The organism is Azospirillum brasilense (genome assembly GCF_001315015.1).
GTDB lineage: Bacteria > Pseudomonadota > Alphaproteobacteria > Azospirillales > Azospirillaceae > Azospirillum > Azospirillum brasilense.
In genome coordinates this window covers 276,555-295,311 of record NZ_CP012916.1, presented here as the reverse complement: position 1 = coordinate 295,311, position 18,757 = coordinate 276,555, and the positions used below count along the sequence as shown (strand labels likewise).

The 18,757-nt window shown below is 68.1% G+C and carries 16 protein-coding genes and 1 pseudogene; 7 read left to right on the top strand and 10 right to left on the bottom strand.

The window, feature by feature from the left end; genetic code table 11:
- Positions 1-37: 37 nt before the first annotated feature.
- Positions 38-406, bottom strand: coding sequence for a hypothetical protein (locus AMK58_RS30650; protein ID WP_137165246.1), 369 nt, complete (start codon positions 404-406; stop codon positions 38-40).
- A gap of 272 nt (positions 407-678) precedes the next feature.
- Here AMK58_RS30650 and AMK58_RS22795 point away from each other — a divergent pair, with 272 nt between their 5' ends.
- The 4 genes and pseudogenes from AMK58_RS22795 to AMK58_RS22780 all read left to right on the top strand — a co-directional run.
- The gene (locus AMK58_RS22795) at positions 679-1,452 is read left to right on the top strand and encodes a substrate-binding periplasmic protein (RefSeq protein WP_079285579.1); all 774 of its coding nucleotides are present in this window, start codon (positions 679-681) and stop codon (positions 1,450-1,452) included.
- Positions 1,453-1,459: 7 nt separating this feature from the next.
- The gene (locus AMK58_RS22790; RefSeq protein WP_236778342.1) at positions 1,460-2,281 is read left to right on the top strand and encodes a substrate-binding periplasmic protein; all 822 of its coding nucleotides are present in this window, start codon (positions 1,460-1,462) and stop codon (positions 2,279-2,281) included.
- A 13-nt stretch (positions 2,282-2,294) separates the two neighbouring features.
- Entirely contained in the window at positions 2,295-5,333 is a 3,039-nt protein-coding gene (locus AMK58_RS22785; RefSeq protein WP_059399495.1) for a hybrid sensor histidine kinase/response regulator, read from the top strand.
- Between the two features lie 33 nt (positions 5,334-5,366).
- Positions 5,367-5,762: pseudogene (locus AMK58_RS22780) on the top strand (response regulator); the annotation flags it as partial.
- Positions 5,763-5,799: 37 nt separating this feature from the next.
- On the opposite strand, the gene AMK58_RS22775 reads toward AMK58_RS22780, so the two are convergent.
- Positions 5,800-7,029: a sensor histidine kinase gene (locus tag AMK58_RS22775; RefSeq protein ID WP_035679523.1), complete on the bottom strand. Its 1,230-nt coding sequence runs from the start codon at positions 7,027-7,029 to the stop codon at positions 5,800-5,802.
- Positions 7,030-7,475: 446 nt separating this feature from the next.
- On the opposite strand from AMK58_RS22775, the gene AMK58_RS29935 reads away from it, so the two are divergent.
- Positions 7,476-7,676, top strand: coding sequence for a hypothetical protein (locus AMK58_RS29935; protein WP_079285576.1), 201 nt, complete (start codon positions 7,476-7,478; stop codon positions 7,674-7,676).
- Positions 7,673-8,110, top strand: a complete 438-nt coding sequence (locus tag AMK58_RS22770; protein ID WP_035679525.1) for a hypothetical protein — start codon at positions 7,673-7,675, stop codon at positions 8,108-8,110. The genes AMK58_RS29935 and AMK58_RS22770 overlap by 4 nt, the downstream gene beginning before the upstream one ends.
- 46 nt (positions 8,111-8,156) lie before the next feature.
- Here AMK58_RS22770 and AMK58_RS22765 read toward each other — a convergent pair whose 3' ends face one another.
- The 8 genes from AMK58_RS22765 to AMK58_RS22730 all read right to left on the bottom strand — a co-directional run bounded on the left by AMK58_RS22765 (position 8,157) and on the right by AMK58_RS22730 (position 15,712).
- On the bottom strand, positions 8,157-8,933 hold the full coding sequence (locus AMK58_RS22765) for an SDR family NAD(P)-dependent oxidoreductase (RefSeq protein WP_035679527.1): 777 nt from the start codon (positions 8,931-8,933) through the stop codon (positions 8,157-8,159).
- A gap of 150 nt (positions 8,934-9,083) precedes the next feature.
- Complete coding sequence (locus tag AMK58_RS22760; RefSeq protein WP_079285552.1) at positions 9,084-9,998, bottom strand: SMP-30/gluconolactonase/LRE family protein; 915 nt, start codon at positions 9,996-9,998, stop codon at positions 9,084-9,086.
- Positions 9,995-11,539, bottom strand: a complete 1,545-nt coding sequence (locus AMK58_RS22755) for a tripartite tricarboxylate transporter permease (RefSeq protein WP_035679529.1) — start codon at positions 11,537-11,539, stop codon at positions 9,995-9,997. Before AMK58_RS22755 ends, AMK58_RS22760 begins: the two co-directional genes overlap by 4 nt.
- Positions 11,540-11,587: 48 nt before the next feature.
- The gene (locus AMK58_RS22750; protein WP_035679531.1) at positions 11,588-12,100 is read right to left on the bottom strand and encodes a tripartite tricarboxylate transporter TctB family protein; all 513 of its coding nucleotides are present in this window, start codon (positions 12,098-12,100) and stop codon (positions 11,588-11,590) included.
- Positions 12,101-12,191: 91 nt separating this feature from the next.
- Positions 12,192-13,157, bottom strand: coding sequence for a Bug family tripartite tricarboxylate transporter substrate binding protein (locus AMK58_RS22745; RefSeq protein ID WP_059399493.1), 966 nt, complete (start codon positions 13,155-13,157; stop codon positions 12,192-12,194).
- A 103-nt stretch (positions 13,158-13,260) separates the two neighbouring features.
- Positions 13,261-13,911, bottom strand: a complete 651-nt coding sequence (locus AMK58_RS22740) for a 2-dehydro-3-deoxy-6-phosphogalactonate aldolase (RefSeq protein ID WP_035679533.1) — start codon at positions 13,909-13,911, stop codon at positions 13,261-13,263.
- A 5-nt stretch (positions 13,912-13,916) separates the two neighbouring features.
- The gene (locus AMK58_RS22735; RefSeq protein WP_035679534.1) at positions 13,917-14,909 is read right to left on the bottom strand and encodes a 2-dehydro-3-deoxygalactonokinase; all 993 of its coding nucleotides are present in this window, start codon (positions 14,907-14,909) and stop codon (positions 13,917-13,919) included.
- Positions 14,873-15,712, bottom strand: coding sequence for an IclR family transcriptional regulator (locus tag AMK58_RS22730; RefSeq protein WP_035679536.1), 840 nt, complete (start codon positions 15,710-15,712; stop codon positions 14,873-14,875). The genes AMK58_RS22735 and AMK58_RS22730 overlap by 37 nt, the downstream gene beginning before the upstream one ends.
- Before the next feature lie 280 nt (positions 15,713-15,992).
- On the opposite strand from AMK58_RS22730, the gene clpB reads away from it, so the two are divergent.
- Complete coding sequence (gene clpB / locus AMK58_RS22725; RefSeq protein ID WP_059399492.1) at positions 15,993-18,662, top strand: ATP-dependent chaperone ClpB; 2,670 nt, start codon at positions 15,993-15,995, stop codon at positions 18,660-18,662.
- The last annotated feature ends 95 nt before the right edge of the window (positions 18,663-18,757 follow it).

The window sequence follows — 18,757 nt, the reverse complement described above, 5'->3', positions numbered from 1 at the left end:
TGGCGAGAACAGTGCGGTTCAGAATTGGAATGCACGGTCAGCAAGGAATCGACGGCTTGCTTGGTAATTTTCGTACCGCGGCCGTTCCATAAAAAAGCAAACACAACAGAGTCAATCCGTTCAGAATAGGGCAGTACATCCGGAGTTCAGGCTCATCCTGTAGGAGCGGCTGAACCGCGTCGACATCGGACGCGCGGTGAATGATGACCTCGGCCACATCACACGGGCCATCGCCGATTCCGCCGCGACCATCAGCGGCAATTTGGCCGGCATTGCCCGTGCCACCGAAAAATGCCGCGAAGTCGACTGGAAAGGTCAAGGCACTGACGCGCACCTTGGTGACCTGACGATCAACCGAAGGGGCGGAGCGGAGCCGGTCCCGAAGAACCGCGGCTGCACCGGCCACGGTGGTTCCAGATCACCGGCGAGGCGGGACAGCCTATGAGAATGGATGAATTTGAACCACTTAAAACGTTTTTTCAGACATATTTCCTATTTTCTACAACCATAAGATTTTCTTGCCGTACTGAACGAGATGAATATGATGGCTGTGTCTCGCCGTCATCAGCCGTCGATCCGGCGAGAGCAGTGTAAAACAACCGGGATGCGGCGTGGTCCAGGCCGTTGCAGCGCCGGATGATCGCTGCGCTTCATCCTTCCGCTTTGCTGAGGCAGCCCGTGATCCGCCTGACGCCGTTTCGTTCTTTGACGACCTTGTGGCTTGCCGGCCTGCTCAGCGTCTCGGCCCTGTCCGCCCGTGCGGACGAGATCTACCGGGTGCTCACCTGGAAGATGGCGCCATACGCGATGGTCGATGAACAGGGCAAGTTGACCGGCTTCGAGGTGGAGATCGCCCGCGCGCTCTGTGACACCATGGGCATCCGCTGCGAGATCACCGCCCTGCAATTTCCGGAAGTCCTGGATCTGCTTGACCGCAACGCCGCCGATTTTGCGGTTGCCAGCATCCTGAAGACGCCGGAGCGGACGAAGAAGTACCTTTTTACCGATCGCCACAAGCGCTCCAGCTCCAGCTACATCGGGCGGGCCGGCGAATGGACGGTGGGCATGGCGCCGGATCTGGCGGGGAAGCGCATCTCCGTCACCCGCGGGTCGAAACAGTACGACTATCTGACCGCCAGGAACATCGGCGGTACGGTCGTGATCTACGACGACCAGGCGGATGCGCTGCGCGCCGTTCTGGACGGACGGGTCGATCTGGCGCTGGCCCCGACCGCCGTCACCGTCCATCTGCTGACCAGCGCGGAAGGGGAAGCGCTGGAGGTCGTGGGCGACCCGTTGACCGAAAGCGGGCTGGGCGGCGAGTCGGCCATCGCCTTGCCCCTGGGGCGCGAGGAGTTGCGCGACCGCGTCAACATGGCCCTGCGCGCGATCCTCGCGGATGGGCGGTACGACGCCATCAGTTCCCGCTTCCTGCCCTTCCGGATGTACTGAGGCGGCGATGGGTATCCACATGGGCTTCGCCACCACTCAGGCCCTGTTGGCCGCCGCGGTCCTGCTGACTGGCTTGGCGCTTCCGCAGCCGATCCGGGCGGACGCACCGCCCCCGACCGACCGGCCGTTCCTGCGCGTCGTGGTCATCGACCACTCCCCACCGTTCAGCGACCGCGACGCCGCCGGCGCCCTGGTCGGCTTCAACATCGATTTCGGCCGCGAGCTGTGCCGCTCGCTGGGCGCGGTGTGCAGCTTCGACGCGGTCCCCTTCAAGCAGATCATCGAAGACGTCGCCGCGGGCCGCTTCGACATCGGTTTCGGCAACGTGCTGCGCACGCCCGACCGGGAGCAGCGGCTCCTGTTCTCGGTTCCCTATTGGCGGTCGAGCACCAGCCTGGTCGGGCGCCGGGGCATGCCGGAACTGAGCCTGGATGAGGCGATCCGCAGCCGGCGCATCGCCACCATCCGCGGCTCGCGGCAGCACGCGGCCTTGCTCCGTCTGGCCGAGGCCGACCCGACGCTGCACGCCAACCTGGTGCCCGTCCCAACACTCGACGACCTGTGGGACGCCATGCGCAACGGCCAATGCGACATGGCCATCGGCCCGACGCTGAACGTGGTGCACTTCCTGCTGTCCGACACCGGTGAGGGATTCGAGACCATTGGTACCCCGATGTCGGAGGACGGGCTGGGCGGGACCGTGCACATCGTCTTCCCTCCCGGTCAGCACGCGTTGAAGGCGGCGGTGGACCGAGCCCTGACTGTCTTGCGCAACGACGGCACCTACCAGCGGATCAACCGCAATTACTTCCCCTTCGACATCTACTGAACCGGAACCGGCCATGGCGTCCGCCCACGACCGCAGGCATCCCTGCGTACGGCTGCAACCGGCGATTCTCACCGGTGGCGCGATCCTGCTGGCGCTGATCGGCCTGCTCTTCCTCGGCATCGTCGGGGAGCAGGGCAAGATGGAGCGCCTGGCCGCCGACAGTCAGGATCGCATGGTGCCGCTGATTCTGGAACGCCAGCGCGCCGTCGTGAATCTGGAGCGGTTGAAGCAGTCGGGAGCGATCGTCCTTTCCGCCGACGACCCCCGCCGCCGCCGCGAGGCCCTGCTGGCCGCCCAAGCGCTGGCCTTCCACCCAACCTTCCAGTTCGATCCCTCCCTGAAGCGGCAGGTTACGGACGCCTACGCGGTCATCCGGCAGGTCTCCTCGGCAAAGGCGCGGCGGCTGGAGAGCGCCGCCACCGGAGATGCCGCTCCCCAATCCAAGGAGGAGAGCCTCACCGAGAAATGGGCGCAGACGCTGGTGGAACTGAACACGGTCGGTGACCGGCTGCTCGTCGACGTGACCGAACTGACGGCGGGACGTCTGGGCCAAATCCAGGAGCGCACCCGTCTGGTGTCCCAGGTCATCCAGTTCGCATTCGTCGCGGTGCTGGGAATATTCATCGCCGCGGGGCTGCTGATCCGCCGCCATGTGGTGCGGCCGCTGCTGTCCGCCGCCGACGGTCTGCGCCGCATCGGCGAAGGCGAGCGCGACATCCGGCTTCCCGGCGCCCGCACGCAGGAATTGGACAGCATCCTGAACGCCGTCGTCCGGTTGGGCACCCAGGCCGAGGAATTGCGCCTGACCCGTGACAGGGCGGAAGCGGCGTCCCAGGCGAAGGCCAGTTTCCTCGCCAACATGAGCCACGAGATCCGCACCCCGATGAATGCGGTGATCGGCCTGTCGCATCTGGCGCTGAAGACCGACCTGACGCCGCGCCAGCGCGACTATGTCCTCAAGATCAGCCAGTCCGGCCAGCATTTGCTGGGCATCATCAACGACATCCTGGATTTCTCGAAGATCGAGGCCGGGAAGCTGAGCGTCGAGCGCACCGGTTTCCATCTGGACAAGGTGCTGGGCACGCTCGCCGACCTGATCGCCGAGAAGGCCGCGGCCAAGGGACTGGAGCTGATCTTCGACGTCGCCCAGAACGTGCCGAGCGACCTGATCGGCGATCCGCTGCGCATCGGGCAGATCCTGGTCAACTATGCCAACAACGCGGTCAAATTCACCGAGCGCGGTGAAATCGCCATCATCGTCCGGCTGGAGGAGGAGGCCGGGAGCGACCTTCTGCTCCGCTTCGAGGTGCGCGACACCGGCATCGGCTTGAGCGATGAGCAGAGAAGTCAACTCTTCCAGAGCTTCCAGCAGGCCGACGCGTCGACCACCCGCAAGTACGGCGGAACCGGCCTCGGACTGGCGATCTCCAAGCGGCTGGCCGAGTTGATGGGCGGCGCGGTCGGGGTGGACAGCGCGCCGGGCCGCGGTTCCAGCTTTTGGTTCACCGCCCGGCTGGGCCGCGACAGGCCGCGCCGCGTGCTGCTGCCGCGGCCCGACCTGCGCGGCCTCCGCTGTCTGGTGGTGGACGACAACGAGAACGCCCGCGTGGTGCTGACCGACATGCTGTCGGCCATGTCCTTCACCGCCGAAGCCGTGGACTCCGGTCCGGCGGCCATCCAGGCGGCGCGGTATGCGGCGCGCGAGGGCCGGCCTTTCCGCGTCGTGCTGCTCGATTGGCAGATGCCCGGCATGGACGGGCTGGAAACTTCCTCCGGCATCGCCGCACTGGAACTGCCGCAGGCCCCCCATCACATCATGGTCACCTCCTATGGCCGGGAAGAGGTGCTGAGGGGGGCTGAGAACACGGCCATCGAAGAGGTGCTGTTCAAACCCGTCAACCCGTCGGCGCTGTTCGATGGGATCATGCGGGTCCTGGGTGCCGACGAGCAGCCCGCGGACGCCCTCCCGGTGCCGGCCGCCGCGCCCACCACCGACCTGTCGCGCCTGCGCGGCGCTCACATCCTGCTGGCTGAGGACAACGACCTGAACCAGCAGGTGGCCTGCGAGTTGCTGGGCGACGCCGGAATGGTGGTGGAAATCGCGGGAAACGGTGCCATCGCCGTCGACATGGTGCAGGCGGCTCACTACGACCTCGTGCTGATGGACATGCAGATGCCGGTCATGGACGGCGTCGCCGCGACCCTGGAAATCCGTCGGCTGGGCTTCGCCGACCTGCCCATCGTCGCCATGACCGCCAACGCCATGCAGGCCGACCGCGAGCGTTGCCTGGACGCGGGGATGAACGATTATCTGGCCAAGCCCATCGACCCGGATGCGCTGTGGCTCACCCTGCTGGCCTGGGTGACGCCCCGGCCTGGAATGGGCGCCGAGCTTCCGCCTCCCCTCCCCGCGCAGGCTGTGAAGGAGCCGGGCGACCTGCCCACCGGCGTTCCCGGGCTGGACATCGTCACCGGGCTGTCGCGCGTGCTCGGCAAGAAGCGCCTCTATCTCGACCTGTTGCGCAAGTTCACCTCCGGGCACCGCGGAGTGGTCGCCGCCATCCGTGGGGCGCTGGACGCTGGCGACCTCGCCGCGGCGGAACGCCATGCCCACACACTGAAGGGCACCGCCGGCAACATCGGCGCCCACCCCGTCCAGGACGCTGCCGCCGATTTGGAGGCCGTCATCCGCGACGCCCGACCACGTCTGGAGATCGATGCCCGGCTGGCCGCGTTGGAACCGCCGTTGGGCGCGCTCCTCGCCCATCTGGAGATGGCGCTGGCAGAGGAGGCCGCCGCGCCGTCCGGAACCGGGGCCGTCACGGTGGATGCGGACGAACTTCACGCCGTTTGCAATCGGCTCCGCCAGCTTCTGCTCGACAGCGACCCGGACGCGGAGGAGACGCTGACCGCGAACGCGGGCCTGCTGCAAGCCGCCTTCCCCAACCGCTTCAGTGCCATCGGCGATCAAATCCGCAACTTCGACTTCGACGAGGCCGCCGCCACGCTGGATGCGGCGGTGGCCGAACGCGGCGCGATCGCCCAAGCCTGAACAGACGCCGACTCCCCAATTCGGATCAACTCCATGAACATTGCATCGCCCGCACCGGCACCCGCCGTGCCAAAGGCCACGATCCTCATCGTGGACGACGCCCCGGATAACCTGAAGCTGCTGAGTGGCTTGCTGAAGGACAGCTACAAGGTCAAGGTCGCCAACAACGGGCGCAAGGCGCTGGAGATCGCCGCCGCGTCCCCGGCGCCCGACCTGATCCTGCTGGACGTGGTGATGCCGGAGATGGACGGCTATGAGGTCTGCGCCGCCTTGAAGGACGGACCGGGAACCCGGAACATCCCCGTAATCTTCCTGACGGGCCGGGCCGATGAGGTCGACCGGCAGCGCGGCTTCGCCATGGGGGCAGTGGATTACATCGCAAAGCCGATCGATCCCCCGGCGGTGCTGCGGCGGGTGGCCGCGCGCATCCCGGCGTCCTGACCACAGCCATCCACGCGGGCCGGCCTCAGGCCGGCGCTTCGGCCAGGGCCGACACGCGCCGCGGCATGCGGACGACGAAGGTGGCGCCGCCGCCGGACAGGCTTTCCACCTCGATGGTCCCCTGAAGCACCTGATGGACAAGGTTGAAGGCGATGTAGAGCCCCAGACCCGGAAACTCGATGCCCCGGCGGGTGGTGAAGAAGGGATCGAACAACTTGCTCAGATGCTCCGGGTCGATCCCTTTGCCGTCGTCGGACAGGCGCAGTTCCACCCAATCCTCCTCCCGCGGCGTGACCGACAGAATGACGCGCCCGCATTGGCCTGGGCGGAAGGCGTGGGCCACGGCGTTGCGGATCAGGATGGACAGCACCTCCGACAGTGGGCCGGGATGGCTGTCGATGGTCAGGCCGGCGGGACAGGACACGGTGAGGCTATGCCCGGCTTCGCGCAGATGAGGGTCCAGCCCGAACAGGGCGTCGGAGAGATAGTCCTTGAGATCGAACACCCGCCGTTCCGATCCGGCGCGGTCCACCACCACCTGCTTGAAGCTCTGGATCAGGTTGGCAGTGCGCACGATGTTGGTGGTGACCAGCAGCGTCCCTTCCCGCGCGTTCTCCAGGAAGCGGGCGAGGTCAGACTTGCGGATCGCCCCATTCTGGAATTGCGACGCCAGCGATTCGACCAGCCCGGAGAGATGGGAGACTGCGGTCAGCGCCACGCCGATCGGTGTGTTGATCTCGTGTGCGACGCCGGAGACTAGCAGGCCCAGCGCCGCCATCTTCTCCGTCTGGATCAGATGCTGCTGCGTCTCCTCCAGCCGGCTATGGGCGGCGCGCACCTCCTCGACGGTGGCCCGCAGCGAGTCGGCGGTAGCCTTCAAGGACAGGTGGTTCTTCACCCGCGCCAGGACGATGGGGGGGCTGATCGGCTTGCTGATGTAATCGACGGCGCCCAGGTCTAACCCGAACTTCTCGTCCTCGACGGAGGTGCGGGCGGTGAGGAAGATCACCGGAACGTCGCGGGTTCGCGGATCGGCCTTCAGGCGGCGGCACACCTCGTATCCGTCCATGCTCGGCATCATGACGTCGAGCAGGATCAGATCCGGCGGCTGGTCGGAGAAGGCGATGCGCAGCGCGGCATCGCCGTTGTTCACGGTCTTGACCGTATAAATGGATTTCAGATGGCTGCTCAGCAGCGAAAGGTTGTCGGCGGTGTCATCCACGATGAGGATCGTCGCCTTCGTCGGTGCTCCCATGTCCGCCCCTTCCTCTTGCGGCGGCAAGGGACGATCCGGCACTGCCCCCGATCAAGGACGCCGGCCACAACCAGTGCATCACCGGTCCGCAGAAACACCCTTGTCCGCCAAAGGGACATTACAACGCGATTTTTTATCGTCAAAGACAATTTATCGGTGCCGCTCGATCCTGATGCAGCCGTTTCAAATTATATTCTGCCAGAAAAACAACTGCATTTTAAGCATTGTCCGAAATTACCAAACGCCACCTCCTGTCATGGGAACCGGCCGGTGCTCAATGGCGTTTTCGTGTCCGCGTGCGGCGGCCGGGACGCGAAAAAGTGGTAGCCCGCCCCCACCCGTCAAACTGTCACAGACCACCCGTATAGTCCGTCCAACTTTGGAAATGCTTCGTGAATCCAGCTATGCCGATGCCAACACACACCCGTACGACACCCCCTCTTCCCATGCCCAAGCTGCATTACGCCTGCTGCGGGCGTCCGTTCACCCGCGCATCCGGCCGCGGCCCCGCCCCGCTCTACTGCTCGGCCGACTGCCGGACACAAATCCGCATCCGCCAGCGGGTGTGGTCGAGCCGGCCCGGCTACGCCGCGAGCGGCACGGCCAATCACCGGGACACCCATTTCGAGACGGCGCGCGCATCATGATGAAGCTGGTGATCCACGACCGCCACTCCGCCGCTGGGCTGATCCTGCCGGAGGTCGGCCATATGCGCGACGTCGTGCGCGCCCTGCGCGGGCTGGATACGGTGGACAGCGCGTCGGTGCTTCTGGAGGCCTTCGCGCGGCGCTGCCTGGAGGCCGGCGTGGTCTTCGATTCGACGGACCCGCTGACCGCCTGCTCCTTCTGCACCCATCTGGTGGAGGTGGAGGTCCATGCGGAGGACGGGGCGGCGCCCGTCCAGTTCGTCCGGCTTTACGACCGCGACGCCGACGGCATGCTCTGCCGCCGCCATCACGGCACCCTGCACGCGGTGGCCCGGCAGTTGCGGTGCGAGGACGGCGTGCCCTTCCCCACCCTGCCGGCCATCGCCGCCAATGCGGCAGCTTTCACCGCCGCGATCCCGCCGCGCCCGCTCTGACCAAGCGGACGCGGACGGAATCATCACTCGTTACGGCATGTGCCCGTTACGGCATGTATTGGCCGCCGTTGACGTCGAGAACCTGCCCGGTGATGTAGCCGCTGCAGGCGTGCGACGCGAAGAACAGGAAGGTCGGGGCGCACTCTTCCGGTCGGCCGAAGCGGCCCATCGGGAAGCCGGAGCCGATGCGGGCCTTGGTGTCCTCGTCCTTGTCGGCGTGGAAGGCCGTGTCGAACGTCCCCGGCGACACCATGTTGAAGCGGATGCCGTCCTTGGTGTGGAAAGCCACCCAGTTCTTCTGGATGTTGTGCAGCCACGCCTTGGCCGCGCCATAAAGGCCGGCGCCTGGACCGCCGCCGGTGTAGCCGGCGACCGAGCCGACCGAGATCACCGAAGAGGTGGTGCCGTTCTGCGCCGCCGCGGCCTTCAGGTGCGGCAGGGCGTGCTTGGTCACCATCAGCGCGGAGCGGGAGTTGAGGTCGGTCACCGCGTCGAAGAAGGCATCGTCGATCTCCGGCAGCGGCTTGCGCGCGACAAGACCGCCCGCGTTGTTGATGAGCACGTCGATGCCGCCGAAGCGCTCCACGAAGGCCTCGACCAGCGTGCCGCACGCCGCGCTGTCCGACACGTCGGCCTGGAGGAAGACGACCTCGCCGCCCAGCCCGTTCAGACGGGCCAGCGTGGCCTCCAGGTCCGCCGGAACGCGGCGGCCGTTCATGGCGACCTTGGCGCCGGCGCGGGCGAACGCCTCCACCGCCGCCAGGCCGATGCCCTGCGTGGAGCCGGTGATCAGAACGCGCTTGCCCTTCAGATCGTCAAACATTCCTTGCCTCTCGTGTCTTTGGTCTTGAAGTTCCCTCTCCCCTCCGGGGAGAGGGTTAGGGTGAGGGGGTTGCGCTTTTGCCGGACGTACCGTTACGCGCACCCCCCTCACCGGCCCTTCGGGCCACCCTCTCCCCAGAGGGGAGAGGGTTCAAACAGTCAAGCGGGGTTCCGGCAGGCCCTGGGCGCCGGGATAGAACATCAGGACGCGCCCGCCATGCGGGTCCTCGGCGAGGTCCGCAGGCCCGCGGCTGAGCGAGGTGACCAGCATCGTCCGCAGGTCCGGCCCGCCGAAGGCGCACATGGTCGGCTTGCGCATCGGCACCTCGATGCGGCGGTCAAGGTCGCCGTTCGGGGTGAAGCGCTTGATGCAGCCCTCGTCCAGGCAGCAGATCCAATAGCAGCCGTCGACGTCCACCGCGGCGCCGTCGGGACGCCCGACCATCGCCCGCATGTCGACGAAGGGGCGGCGGTTGGCGGCGGTGCCGGTGTCCGTGTCGTAGTCCCAGGCCCAGACCATCCGCACGTCGCGGTGGCTGTCGGACGCGTAGAGCGTGCGCCCGTCCGGGCTGAAGGCGGAGCCGTTGGGAATGATGTAGCCGCCGGTCCCGGTTTCGGTCAGCCCGTCGGCCCGCGTGAAGCGGTGCCACAGGCCGGAGGAGTCGCCCTTGCTAATGTCCATGACCATGCTGGACAGCCAGAACCGCCCCTGCCGGTCGCAGCGCCCGTCGTTGAAGCGCATGCCCTCCTTGGGGAAGCGGTGGGTGGCGAGGGTGGTGACCACCGCCTCCCCGCCCTCGCCCGGCAGATCGACGTCGAAGATTCCGGTCTCGCAGGCGCAGACCACCCCGCCGTCCGGACGCAGGACGAGGCTGCCGATCATCTCCGGCAGGGTCCAGCGGCGGTGGGCGCCGCTGGAGGGGTCGAGCCGGTGGATGGTCCGTGCCGGGATGTCGATCCAGGTCCACGAGTTCCGCTCGGCGTCCCAGACCGGATTCTCGCCGGTGCCGTTGCGCAGGTCGGGATCGAAGACGGCCTCCAGGCCAATGCTGGTCGAGGTCGTCATTCCGGGGTCCCCATGCGGCTGCTCCCGGCGGCCGGGTTGATCGTCGTCGGTCCGCCGGGCGAGCGTTGCGCCCACAGGCGGCGCAGCAGCGGGAGCATCAGCGTCAGGATCGCGATGGTCAGCAGGACCGCGGTGATCGGGCGGGTGTAGAGGAAGTCGTAGCTGCCGCCCGACAGCGACAGCGCACGGCGGAAGTTCGCCTCGGCCATCGGCCCCATGATGAGGGCGAGCACGACGGGCGAGGCCGGGAAGTCCCACTTCTGCATGAAGTAGCCGACGACGCCGGCCGCCAGCATGATCCAGATGTCGAACATGCTGTTGTTGATGGCGTAGGTGCCGACGATGCACAGCGCAAGGATGCACGGCGTCAGCACCGACTTCGGCATCTGCAGGATGCGCCCCATGAAACGCAGCGAGCCGAGGCCGACCACCAGCATGAAGACGTAGCAGACCAGCATGCCGGCAAACAGCGTGAAGACCAGATCGGCGTGGTCCTTGAACAGCAGCGGGCCGGGCTGCAGACCCTGAAGGGTCAGCGCGCCCAGCATCACGGCGGTCACCGCGTCGCCGGGGATGCCCAGCGTCAGCATGGTCAGCAGCGCGCCGCCCGTGCAGCCGTTGGCGCCGGACTCGCAGGCGGCGACGGCGCCCAGCTCGCCCTTGCCGTAATTCTCCGGCGTCTTGCTGAAACGCTTGGCTTCGTTGTAGGCGACGAAGGCGGCGATGTCGGCACCGGCGCCCGGGATCATGCCGATGATGATGCCGAGGCCCGAAGAGCGCGCGATGTTGCCCAGCTGGCGGCGGAACATGTGCCAGGGCGGAATGATGCGGTCCAGCGCCGCGGCCATGCCGGCGCGGACCTGCGGGTCCTCCAGCGACTTGAAGGCTTCGGCGGCGGCGAACAGGCCGATCATCACCGGGATGAAGGGCACGTTGAACAGCTCGGTGTAGCCGCCGGTGTAGCGCGGGAAGCCGCCCATCGGGTCGAGCCCGACGGTTGCCAGCAGCAGACCGAGGAAGCCGGAGATCAGGCCCTTGATGACCGACACGCCGGAGATGCTGGCGATGATCGACAGGCCGAAGACGGCGAGCGCGAAGGACTCCGACGCGCTGAATTCCAGGGCGAAGCGCGCCAGCACCGGGGCCAGGAAGATCAGCACGAACACGCTGGCCGTGCCGCCCAGGAAGGACGAGAAGGTGGCGGTGCCGAGCGCGATGCCGGCCTGCCCCTTCTTGGTCAGCTCGAAGCCGTCGATGGCGGTGGCGGCGGCGGCCGGGGTGCCGGGAATCTTGAGCAGGATGGCCGTGACCGACCCGCCGTAGATGCCGCCGAAGAAGACGCCGGAAATCATCAACAGGCCCGACAGCGGGTCCATGCCGAAGGTGAAGGGCAGCAGGATCGCCACGCCCATCGTCGCCGTCAGGCCGGGCAGCGCGCCGATGATGATGCCCAGCGTGACGCCGAACAGGGCGAGCAGCAGCGCCATGGGCTGGTTGAACAGCGCCTGCGCGCCGTGAAGAAGCATGTCGAGTTCGTACATCTCACCCCTCCGTCAGCGGAGTGTTGCGGCCGGTCGGATCGGTTCGGGTCATTCGAAAAGACTCCCGACCGGAAGCGGCACGCTGAGCGCCACGGCGAAGGCGGCGTAGATGAGCGCGGTCAGCACGGCGGCGATGGCGGCGTTCGCGATCAGGTTGCGCCGCCCCATCAGCCACATCAGGCCGAACAGATAGATGGGTGTCGCGATGGCGTAGCCGACGAACTCCATGGCGTACAGGCAGGCGGCGGTCGCGACGATGCCGATGGCCACCGTGCCGTAGCTGGCCTTGGGTTCGGCCTGCGCCGGATCGTCCGGGGGAGCGGCCGGCGCCCGAAGCGTGTTGAAGACCAGGATCGCGCAGAGCACCAGCAGGGCGACCGCGAAGATGATCGGGAAGCGTGCAGGGCCGACGTCGGTCTCCAGCATGGTCGGCGGGAAATCACCCGCGACGATGATGGCGGCCACAGCGACAGCCATGACGAGGACAGCGATGACCAGCGTGGCAAGGCGGTCCTGCGGGCGCAGGCCGATCTTGCCGCCCGGAGCGGGAGCGTTGCTCATGAATGAATCTCCTTCGGACGCCCGGCGGCCCGAAGGCCGCCGGGGACACGCCGGGGATGCGGCTTACGTGAAGCGGCTTGCTTGGATCGGCTTACTTGGACAGGCCGATCTGCTTCATCAGCACCTTGAACATCTCGGCGTCCTTCTCCATGGCCACCTTGTACTCCGGGCCGTCGAGATAAGCGTAGCTGAGGTTCATCTTGGTCAGCTGATCGCGGAAGCCCTGCTCCTCGACCGCCTTCTTGGAGGCGGCGCGCAGAGTCTCGACGATGTTCGCCGGGGTCTTCTTCGGAACGACGATGCCGCGCCAGGTGGCGACCGTCACGTCGATGCCCTTCTCCTTCAGCGTCGGGGCGTCGGGGAAGGCCTTGGAGCGCTGGTCGTCCATCACGGCCAGGATGCGCAGCGTGCCGGCGGCGATGTGGCTCGACACCTCAGCAGGGCTGACGCTGACCGCCTCGATGTGGTTGCCGAGAAGCGCGGTGACCGCCGGGTTGGCACCGTCGTACGGGATGTGGCTGAACTTCAGGCCCGACTTGGTCGCCAGAGCCTCGGCGGCGAGGTGCCAGATGGCGCCGGTGCCGGAGTTGCCGATGCGGACCTTGCCCGGGTTCTCCTTGGCGTAGGCCAGGAACTCCTCGATGGTCTTCCACGGCGCGTTGGCGTTGACCGTGATGGCGCTCGGCTCCGCGTTCAGGCGGGCGATCGGGGTGAAATCATCGGCCGTGAAGCGGGCGACGCCGAGGTTCGGCAGGGTGGTGATCTCCACGGTGCCCATGCCGATGCGGTAGCCGTCCGGACGGGCGGCCATGATCTCCGACAGGCCGACGGCGCCACCGCCACCGGTCTTGTTCACCACGCCGACCGACTGCGGCAGGTGGCGGTTCACGGCGTCCGCGTAGGCGCGGGCCACCAGATCGGTGCCGCCGCCGGCGGCGTACGGAACGATCAGCTCGATCGCCTTGGTCGGGTACTCGGCGGCCTGCACGGCGACCATCATCGTGGCGGAGGTCAGCGCGCCGACAACGGCGCCGGTGACGAAACGATAGCCCTTCATGAACGTTCTCCCTGGAAAATTGCTTGTGATGGTGAGGGGGGAGGAAATCCGCGGCGCGTTCTGCGACCGGCCGCGGATTGGTGCGCTGGTGCCGAGGGTTCGGTCAGCGCGGGTTGAGACGCCGCCACGCGGCGACAAAGGCGTCGGCCCGCTCGCCGACCTCGGCGGCGGACAGGCCCGGCGCGTAGAGCGCGGCCCCCAACCCGAAGCCGGCCACGCCGGCCTCCAGGAACGGCGCCATGGTGTCCGGAGCGATGCCGCCCACGGGCAGCAGACGGGTGCCGGCGGGCAGGATGGCGCGCATCGCCTTGATGATGCGCGGGCCGACCAGCTCCGCCGGGAAGATCTTCAGGGCGTCGGCCCCGGCTGACAGCGCTGCGAAAGCTTCCGTCGGAGTGGCGATTCCGGGCAGGCTGACCAACCCCGCGGCCTTGGCGGCGCGGATCACCGCGGTGTCGGCGTGCGGCATGACCACCAGATCGGCACCGATCTCCTTGAGCCGGGCCACCTGCTCCACCGCCAGGACTGTGCCGGCGCCGACCAGCGCGTCGCGCGGCAGCAGCCGGCGGACGGCGGCGATGCTCGTGAACGGATCGGGCGAGTTCAGCGGCACCTCGATCATGCGAAAGCCGCTGTCGTAGAGCGTCTGCGCGACACCCTCCGCCTCCGCGGGGGTCAGGCCGCGCAGGATGGCGACCAGCGGCAGGGCGGAAAAGGCGGCGTCGAAGCGGGCCTTGATGGAATCGTCGGACATATCGGTTACTCCCCCGCCGGCGCGATCAGGCCGGCGGCAACGGCGAACTGGAAGAGCCCACGCGGGGCGGTGTTCTCAAGCCGGTCGGTGGGCTCGACGCCCAGCAGCTCCAGGCCGCGCACGTAGCGGCGGCAGAGCGCGCCCTCGCCGATCAGCAGAAGCGGACGGCCCTCGTGCAGCTCGTTGCGCATGTGGCCGAGGCCGGAGACCAGCTCGTGGCCGATCAGCAGGCCGGACAGGTAATCCTTCAGAAGCTCCTCCGGCATGCGGCGGGTGATGCCAAGCGTGCGCGCGGCGAAGATCTGGTGCGTGAAGTCGCCCGGCCCGCCGGCCTGCGCCGCCCGCACGCCCTCGGCGAAGGCGGCGTCGGACTCGGCCTCCGCCGGGGCGGCGTCCGCCGGCATCAGCCGGCCGAGGATCGAGTGCTTGCACAGCACGGCGAAGGTCTCGCCGGTCATGTAGGTGGAGAAGCGGATCATGCGCCCGCCGACGATCTCCACCCATTTGGAATGGGTGCCGGGCAGCACCATGCAGGCGTCGCGGCCCCAGTCGGGACGGTCGGCCAGCACGCCGGCGATCTGGATCTCCTCGCCGCGCAGGATGTCCGGCGGACCGCTCGGCGGGTCGTAGAGGACGCCCGGCGCGATCAGGATGCGGGAGCCCGACGCGCTTTCCACCGGGATGGCCTGCGAGGCCAGGGTGGTCGTGTCGGCGGGGCAGCGGACATAGGGGGCCTCACGCCAGCCCTGGGCGCTGCCGACCATGCCGCCGGCCACCACCGGCAGCCCTGGATGGGCCGACAGCCAGTCGCCGCACAGGTCGGCGAAGGCCTGCTCGAAGCCGGCGATGCCCGGCATCGGCAGGTTCTGGATGCCGTGCGCGTTGGCGCGCTGGTCGAGCACCCGCCCGTCGCGGCCCATCAGGAAGCCGCGCAGGCTCGACGTTCCCCAGTCGAGGGCGATCAGCGATGCCCCGACGCCCGTTCGTCCCGTTTCCATCCCAAATCCTTTGAAATCGCGTCGGCGACCGCCCGGACCACGGGTCCAAGCTCCTCCATCCGTTCGTCCGGCATGTAGGGCACGGCGCTCGCCACGCTGATGGCAGCGACGACCTGGTTGCGGACGTCACGGATCGGCGCGCCGACGCAGCGGATGCCGATTTCGTTTTCTTCAAGGTCGAAGGACCAGCCGCGGTCCACATAAGCGGCCAGCCGGGATTCGAACTCTGGCCAGGGCGCCAGCGGGGGCCGCTCCGGCGCTGCTGCGGTCAGGCGGAGCGCTTGATCGTACAGCGCCGGCCAGCGCTCGCGCGGCAGGCCGAGGAGAAGCGCCTTGCCCAGCCCCGTGGAGGCCAGCGGCATGCGCAGGCCGATGCGCGACCGCATCTCCAGCCCGCGCGTGTTCGGAATCTTGTCGAGGTAGAAGACCTCCGCCCCCTCGACGACGCCGAGATGGACGGTGTCGCCGGTCTGGCGGGCCAGTTCCTCGATGTGCGGGCGGGCGATGGCGACCAGCGGGCGCTGCTCCAGCGCGCGCATGCCGAGCGCGATCAGCTTCGGCCCCAGCAGATAGCCCTTGTAGGGCACATGGTGCAGATAGCCGTCCTGGGTCAGGCTGTTGAGCATCCGGTGCGTGGTGCTGCGCGGCGTGCCCAGCCGGGCGGCGATGCCCTTCACGTCCCCGATCCCCGCCGCCACGCATTCCAGGAGGGCGAGGCCGCGCATCAGCGTCTGGGTTCCGGAGGCCTGCGGCTTCTCCGGCGACGCTTGTGCATCGAGCGGATTTGCTCCGATGCCGGCCATATCCTCCCTCCCGCGTTGTTGTCCGATATCTGGCATATCAGTTTCCACCACTTTATGAAGGCGTATGGAGTGTGTCAAATAAATAAATCACCGTCCATATAGTGAGACAATGACAGCGCAAGACAGCCTTGCCCCACGGTCCGGGCGGCCGTCTTGATCGGGGCGGCACCCCTGCCCATCTGTTCCCATGAGGCGACCGGGGCCGCGCATGGTGCGGGCCACACAGGGCGTCTTCCCGCGCCTTCGCAAAGGGCGGGAACCATAACGAACGGAGTGCCTGATGGACTTCGGTCTGTTCACTGACCGTGCGCGCGGCGTCATCCAGGCCGCGCAACTGGCGGCTCTCGCCGGACGCCACCAACAGCTCGTCCCCGAACATCTCGTGAAGGCCCTGGTCGAGGACGCCGACGGCGTGCCCGCCAAGCTGATCCGCGATGCCGGCGGCGACCCCGAGCTTCTGAAGACCGCCGCCGAGGAAACCCTCAACCGCCAGACCCGTGTGGATGGCGAAGGGCCGCACCCGATCTTCATGTCCCCCGCACTCGCCGGCGTTCTCCAGAACGCCGTCGAAACGGCGCGGGGTGCCGGCGACAAGTTCGTTTCCCCCGAACGGCTTCTCGAATCGCTGGCCGCGCAGGGCGGCAGCACCCGCGCGCTGTTCCACCGCGCCGGCGTCGATCCCGCGGTGCTGGTCGAGGGCGTCGAGTCGCTGAGCAAGAACCACCCTGCTGACCGGCAGGAGGATGCCCAGATGGGCGAGGCGCTCGCCAAGTACGCTCGCGATCTGACGGAAGAGGCGCGTCAGGGCCGTCTCGACCCGGTGATCGGGCGCGACGACGAGATCCGCCGCACCATCCAGGTCCTGGCCCGGCGCACCAAGAACAACCCCGTCCTGATCGGCGAGCCCGGCGTCGGCAAGACCGCCGTGGTGGAGGGTCTGGCCCAGCGGCTGGCCTCCGGCGACGTTCCGGAAGGGCTGAAGGACCGGCGCGTGCTGGCACTCGACCTCACCGCCTTGCTGGCCGGCGCCAAGTTCCGCGGCGACTTCGAGGAGCGGCTGAAGGCCGTTCTGGCCGAGGTGCAGCAGGCGGCGGGCCGCATCATCCTGTTCATCGACGAGCTGCACTCGCTGATCGGCGCCGGCCGCACGGACGGCGCGATGGACGCCGCCAACATGCTGAAGCCCGCGCTGGCGCGCGGCGAGCTGCGCTGCGTCGGCGCTACCACGCCGGACGAGTACCGCAAATACATCGAGAAGGACGCGGCGCTGGCCCGCCGCTTCCAGCCGGTGAACGTGGACGAGCCGTCCGACGAGGACGCCGTGTCGATCCTGCGCGGCATCAAGGGCAAGTACGAGGTGCACCACGGCGTGCGCATCGCCGACGCGGCGGTGGTCGCGGCGGTGCAGCTCTCCGCCCGCTACATCGCCGACCGCCGCCTGCCCGACAAGGCCATCGACCTCGTCGACGAGGCGGCCAGCCGCCTGCGCATGGCCATCGACAGCAAGCCGGAGGCGCTGGACGCCGTCGGACGCCGCGTCGCCCAGCTGAAGATCGAGCGCGAGGCCCTGAAGTCCGAGCCCGATGCCGCGTCCCAGGAACGGCTGCACAAGCTGGAGTCCGAACTCGCGGTGGACGAGGCGAAGCTGACCGCCATGGAGGAGGAGTGGCGCGTCGGCCAGTCCCGCCGCACCGAGGGCCGCCGCCTCAAGGAGGAGCTGGACCAGGCCCGCACCAAGCTGGAGCATGCGCAGCGCGACGGCGACTGGGCGAAAGCCGGCGAGTTGGCCTACGGCGTCGTTCCCGACCTGGAGAAGCGTCTGGCCGAGGCGGAATCCCGCGCCAACGCCGAGCGGGAGGAGGTAACGGCCAAGGACATCGCCGCCGTGGTCACCCGCTGGACCGGCATCCCGGTGGACCGCATGCTGGACAGCGAGCGGCAGCGGCTGAAGGGGATGGAGGACCGACTGGCGGAGCGCGTCGTCGGTCAGGCCGAGGCGGTGCGCGCCGTGTCCAAGGCGGTGCGCCGGGCGCGGGCCGGGTTGAAGGACCCGAACCGTCCGACCGGCTCCTTCCTGTTCCTCGGCCCGACCGGCGTCGGCAAGACGGAACTGGCCAAGGCCTTGGCCGCCTTTCTGTTCGACGACGAGACCGCGGTCACCCGCGTCGACATGTCGGAGTATATGGAGAAGCACTCCGTCGCCCGCATGATCGGCTCGCCTCCGGGCTATGTCGGGTATGACGACGGCGGCACGCTGGCCGAGAAGATCCGGCGCCGGCCCTATCAGGTCGTCCTGCTCGACGAGGTCGAGAAGGCCCACCCGGACGTGCTGAACGTGCTGCTCCAGGCGCTTGATGACGGGCGGCTGACCGATGGGCAGGGCCGCACGGCGGACTTCCGCCACGCGATCCTGATCATGACGTCGAACCTGGGGGCGGACGCCCTCACGGCGCTCGGCGAGGACGACAGCCTGGAGGGGGCGCGGATCGAGGTCATGGACGCGGTGCGCCGCGCCTTCCGGCCGGAGTTCCTGAACCGGCTGGACGACGTGCTGATCTTCCGCCGGCTGGGGCGCGAGCAGATGGCCTACATCGTGGACATCCAGCTCGCCCGCGTCGCCGACCGTCTGGCGGAGCGCGGCCTGTCGCTGACCGCCGACGACGCGGCCCGCGCCCGGCTCGCCGACCTCGGCTGGGACCCCGCCTTCGGCGCCCGTCCGTTGAAGCGGGCGGTGCAGAATCTGGTGGAGGACCCGATCGCCGAGCGGCTGCTCGACGGCGAGGTGGACGAGCGCTCGCCCCTGCACCTGTCGGCGCGGGACGGCCGCCTGACCTTGGACGGGGTGCCGGTCGAGGAGGACCGCGCCACCGGTTTCAAGGCCCCGGAGCGGCCGCCGCTGGGCTTCGCCCTGACCGGCGGCGGTGGGCGGAGCAGCGCCGCCGTCCACTGAGCGTGACGCGACACGGGAACCCCGGCCCGCAAGGGCCGGGGTTTTTCGCTGCGCGCATTCCCCACGGCATCAACGATCTCCGGCTGTCTGTGGTA

What these genes read in the sequence shown, in the direction of transcription:
- AMK58_RS22790 (WP_236778342.1), top strand. Translation starts at nt 1,460, where the DNA reads ATGGGTATCCACATGGGCTTCGCCACCACTCAGGCCCTGTTGGCCGCC.
- AMK58_RS22785 (WP_059399495.1), top strand. Translation starts at nt 2,295, where the DNA reads ATGGCGTCCGCCCACGACCGCAGGCATCCCTGCGTACGGCTGCAACCG.
- AMK58_RS22775 (WP_035679523.1), bottom strand. Translation starts at nt 7,029, where the DNA reads ATGGGAGCACCGACGAAGGCGACGATCCTCATCGTGGATGACACCGCC.
- AMK58_RS29935 (WP_079285576.1), top strand. Translation starts at nt 7,476, where the DNA reads ATGCCCAAGCTGCATTACGCCTGCTGCGGGCGTCCGTTCACCCGCGCA.
- AMK58_RS22770 (WP_035679525.1), top strand. Translation starts at nt 7,673, where the DNA reads ATGATGAAGCTGGTGATCCACGACCGCCACTCCGCCGCTGGGCTGATC.
- AMK58_RS22765 (WP_035679527.1), bottom strand. Translation starts at nt 8,933, where the DNA reads ATGTTTGACGATCTGAAGGGCAAGCGCGTTCTGATCACCGGCTCCACG.
- AMK58_RS22760 (WP_079285552.1), bottom strand. Translation starts at nt 9,998, where the DNA reads ATGACGACCTCGACCAGCATTGGCCTGGAGGCCGTCTTCGATCCCGAC.
- AMK58_RS22755 (WP_035679529.1), bottom strand. Translation starts at nt 11,539, where the DNA reads ATGTACGAACTCGACATGCTTCTTCACGGCGCGCAGGCGCTGTTCAAC.
- AMK58_RS22750 (WP_035679531.1), bottom strand. Translation starts at nt 12,100, where the DNA reads ATGAGCAACGCTCCCGCTCCGGGCGGCAAGATCGGCCTGCGCCCGCAG.
- AMK58_RS22745 (WP_059399493.1), bottom strand. Translation starts at nt 13,157, where the DNA reads ATGAAGGGCTATCGTTTCGTCACCGGCGCCGTTGTCGGCGCGCTGACC.
- AMK58_RS22740 (WP_035679533.1), bottom strand. Translation starts at nt 13,911, where the DNA reads ATGTCCGACGATTCCATCAAGGCCCGCTTCGACGCCGCCTTTTCCGCC.
- AMK58_RS22735 (WP_035679534.1), bottom strand. Translation starts at nt 14,909, where the DNA reads ATGGAAACGGGACGAACGGGCGTCGGGGCATCGCTGATCGCCCTCGAC.
- AMK58_RS22730 (WP_035679536.1), bottom strand. Translation starts at nt 15,712, where the DNA reads ATGGCCGGCATCGGAGCAAATCCGCTCGATGCACAAGCGTCGCCGGAG.
- clpB (WP_059399492.1), top strand. Translation starts at nt 15,993, where the DNA reads ATGGACTTCGGTCTGTTCACTGACCGTGCGCGCGGCGTCATCCAGGCC.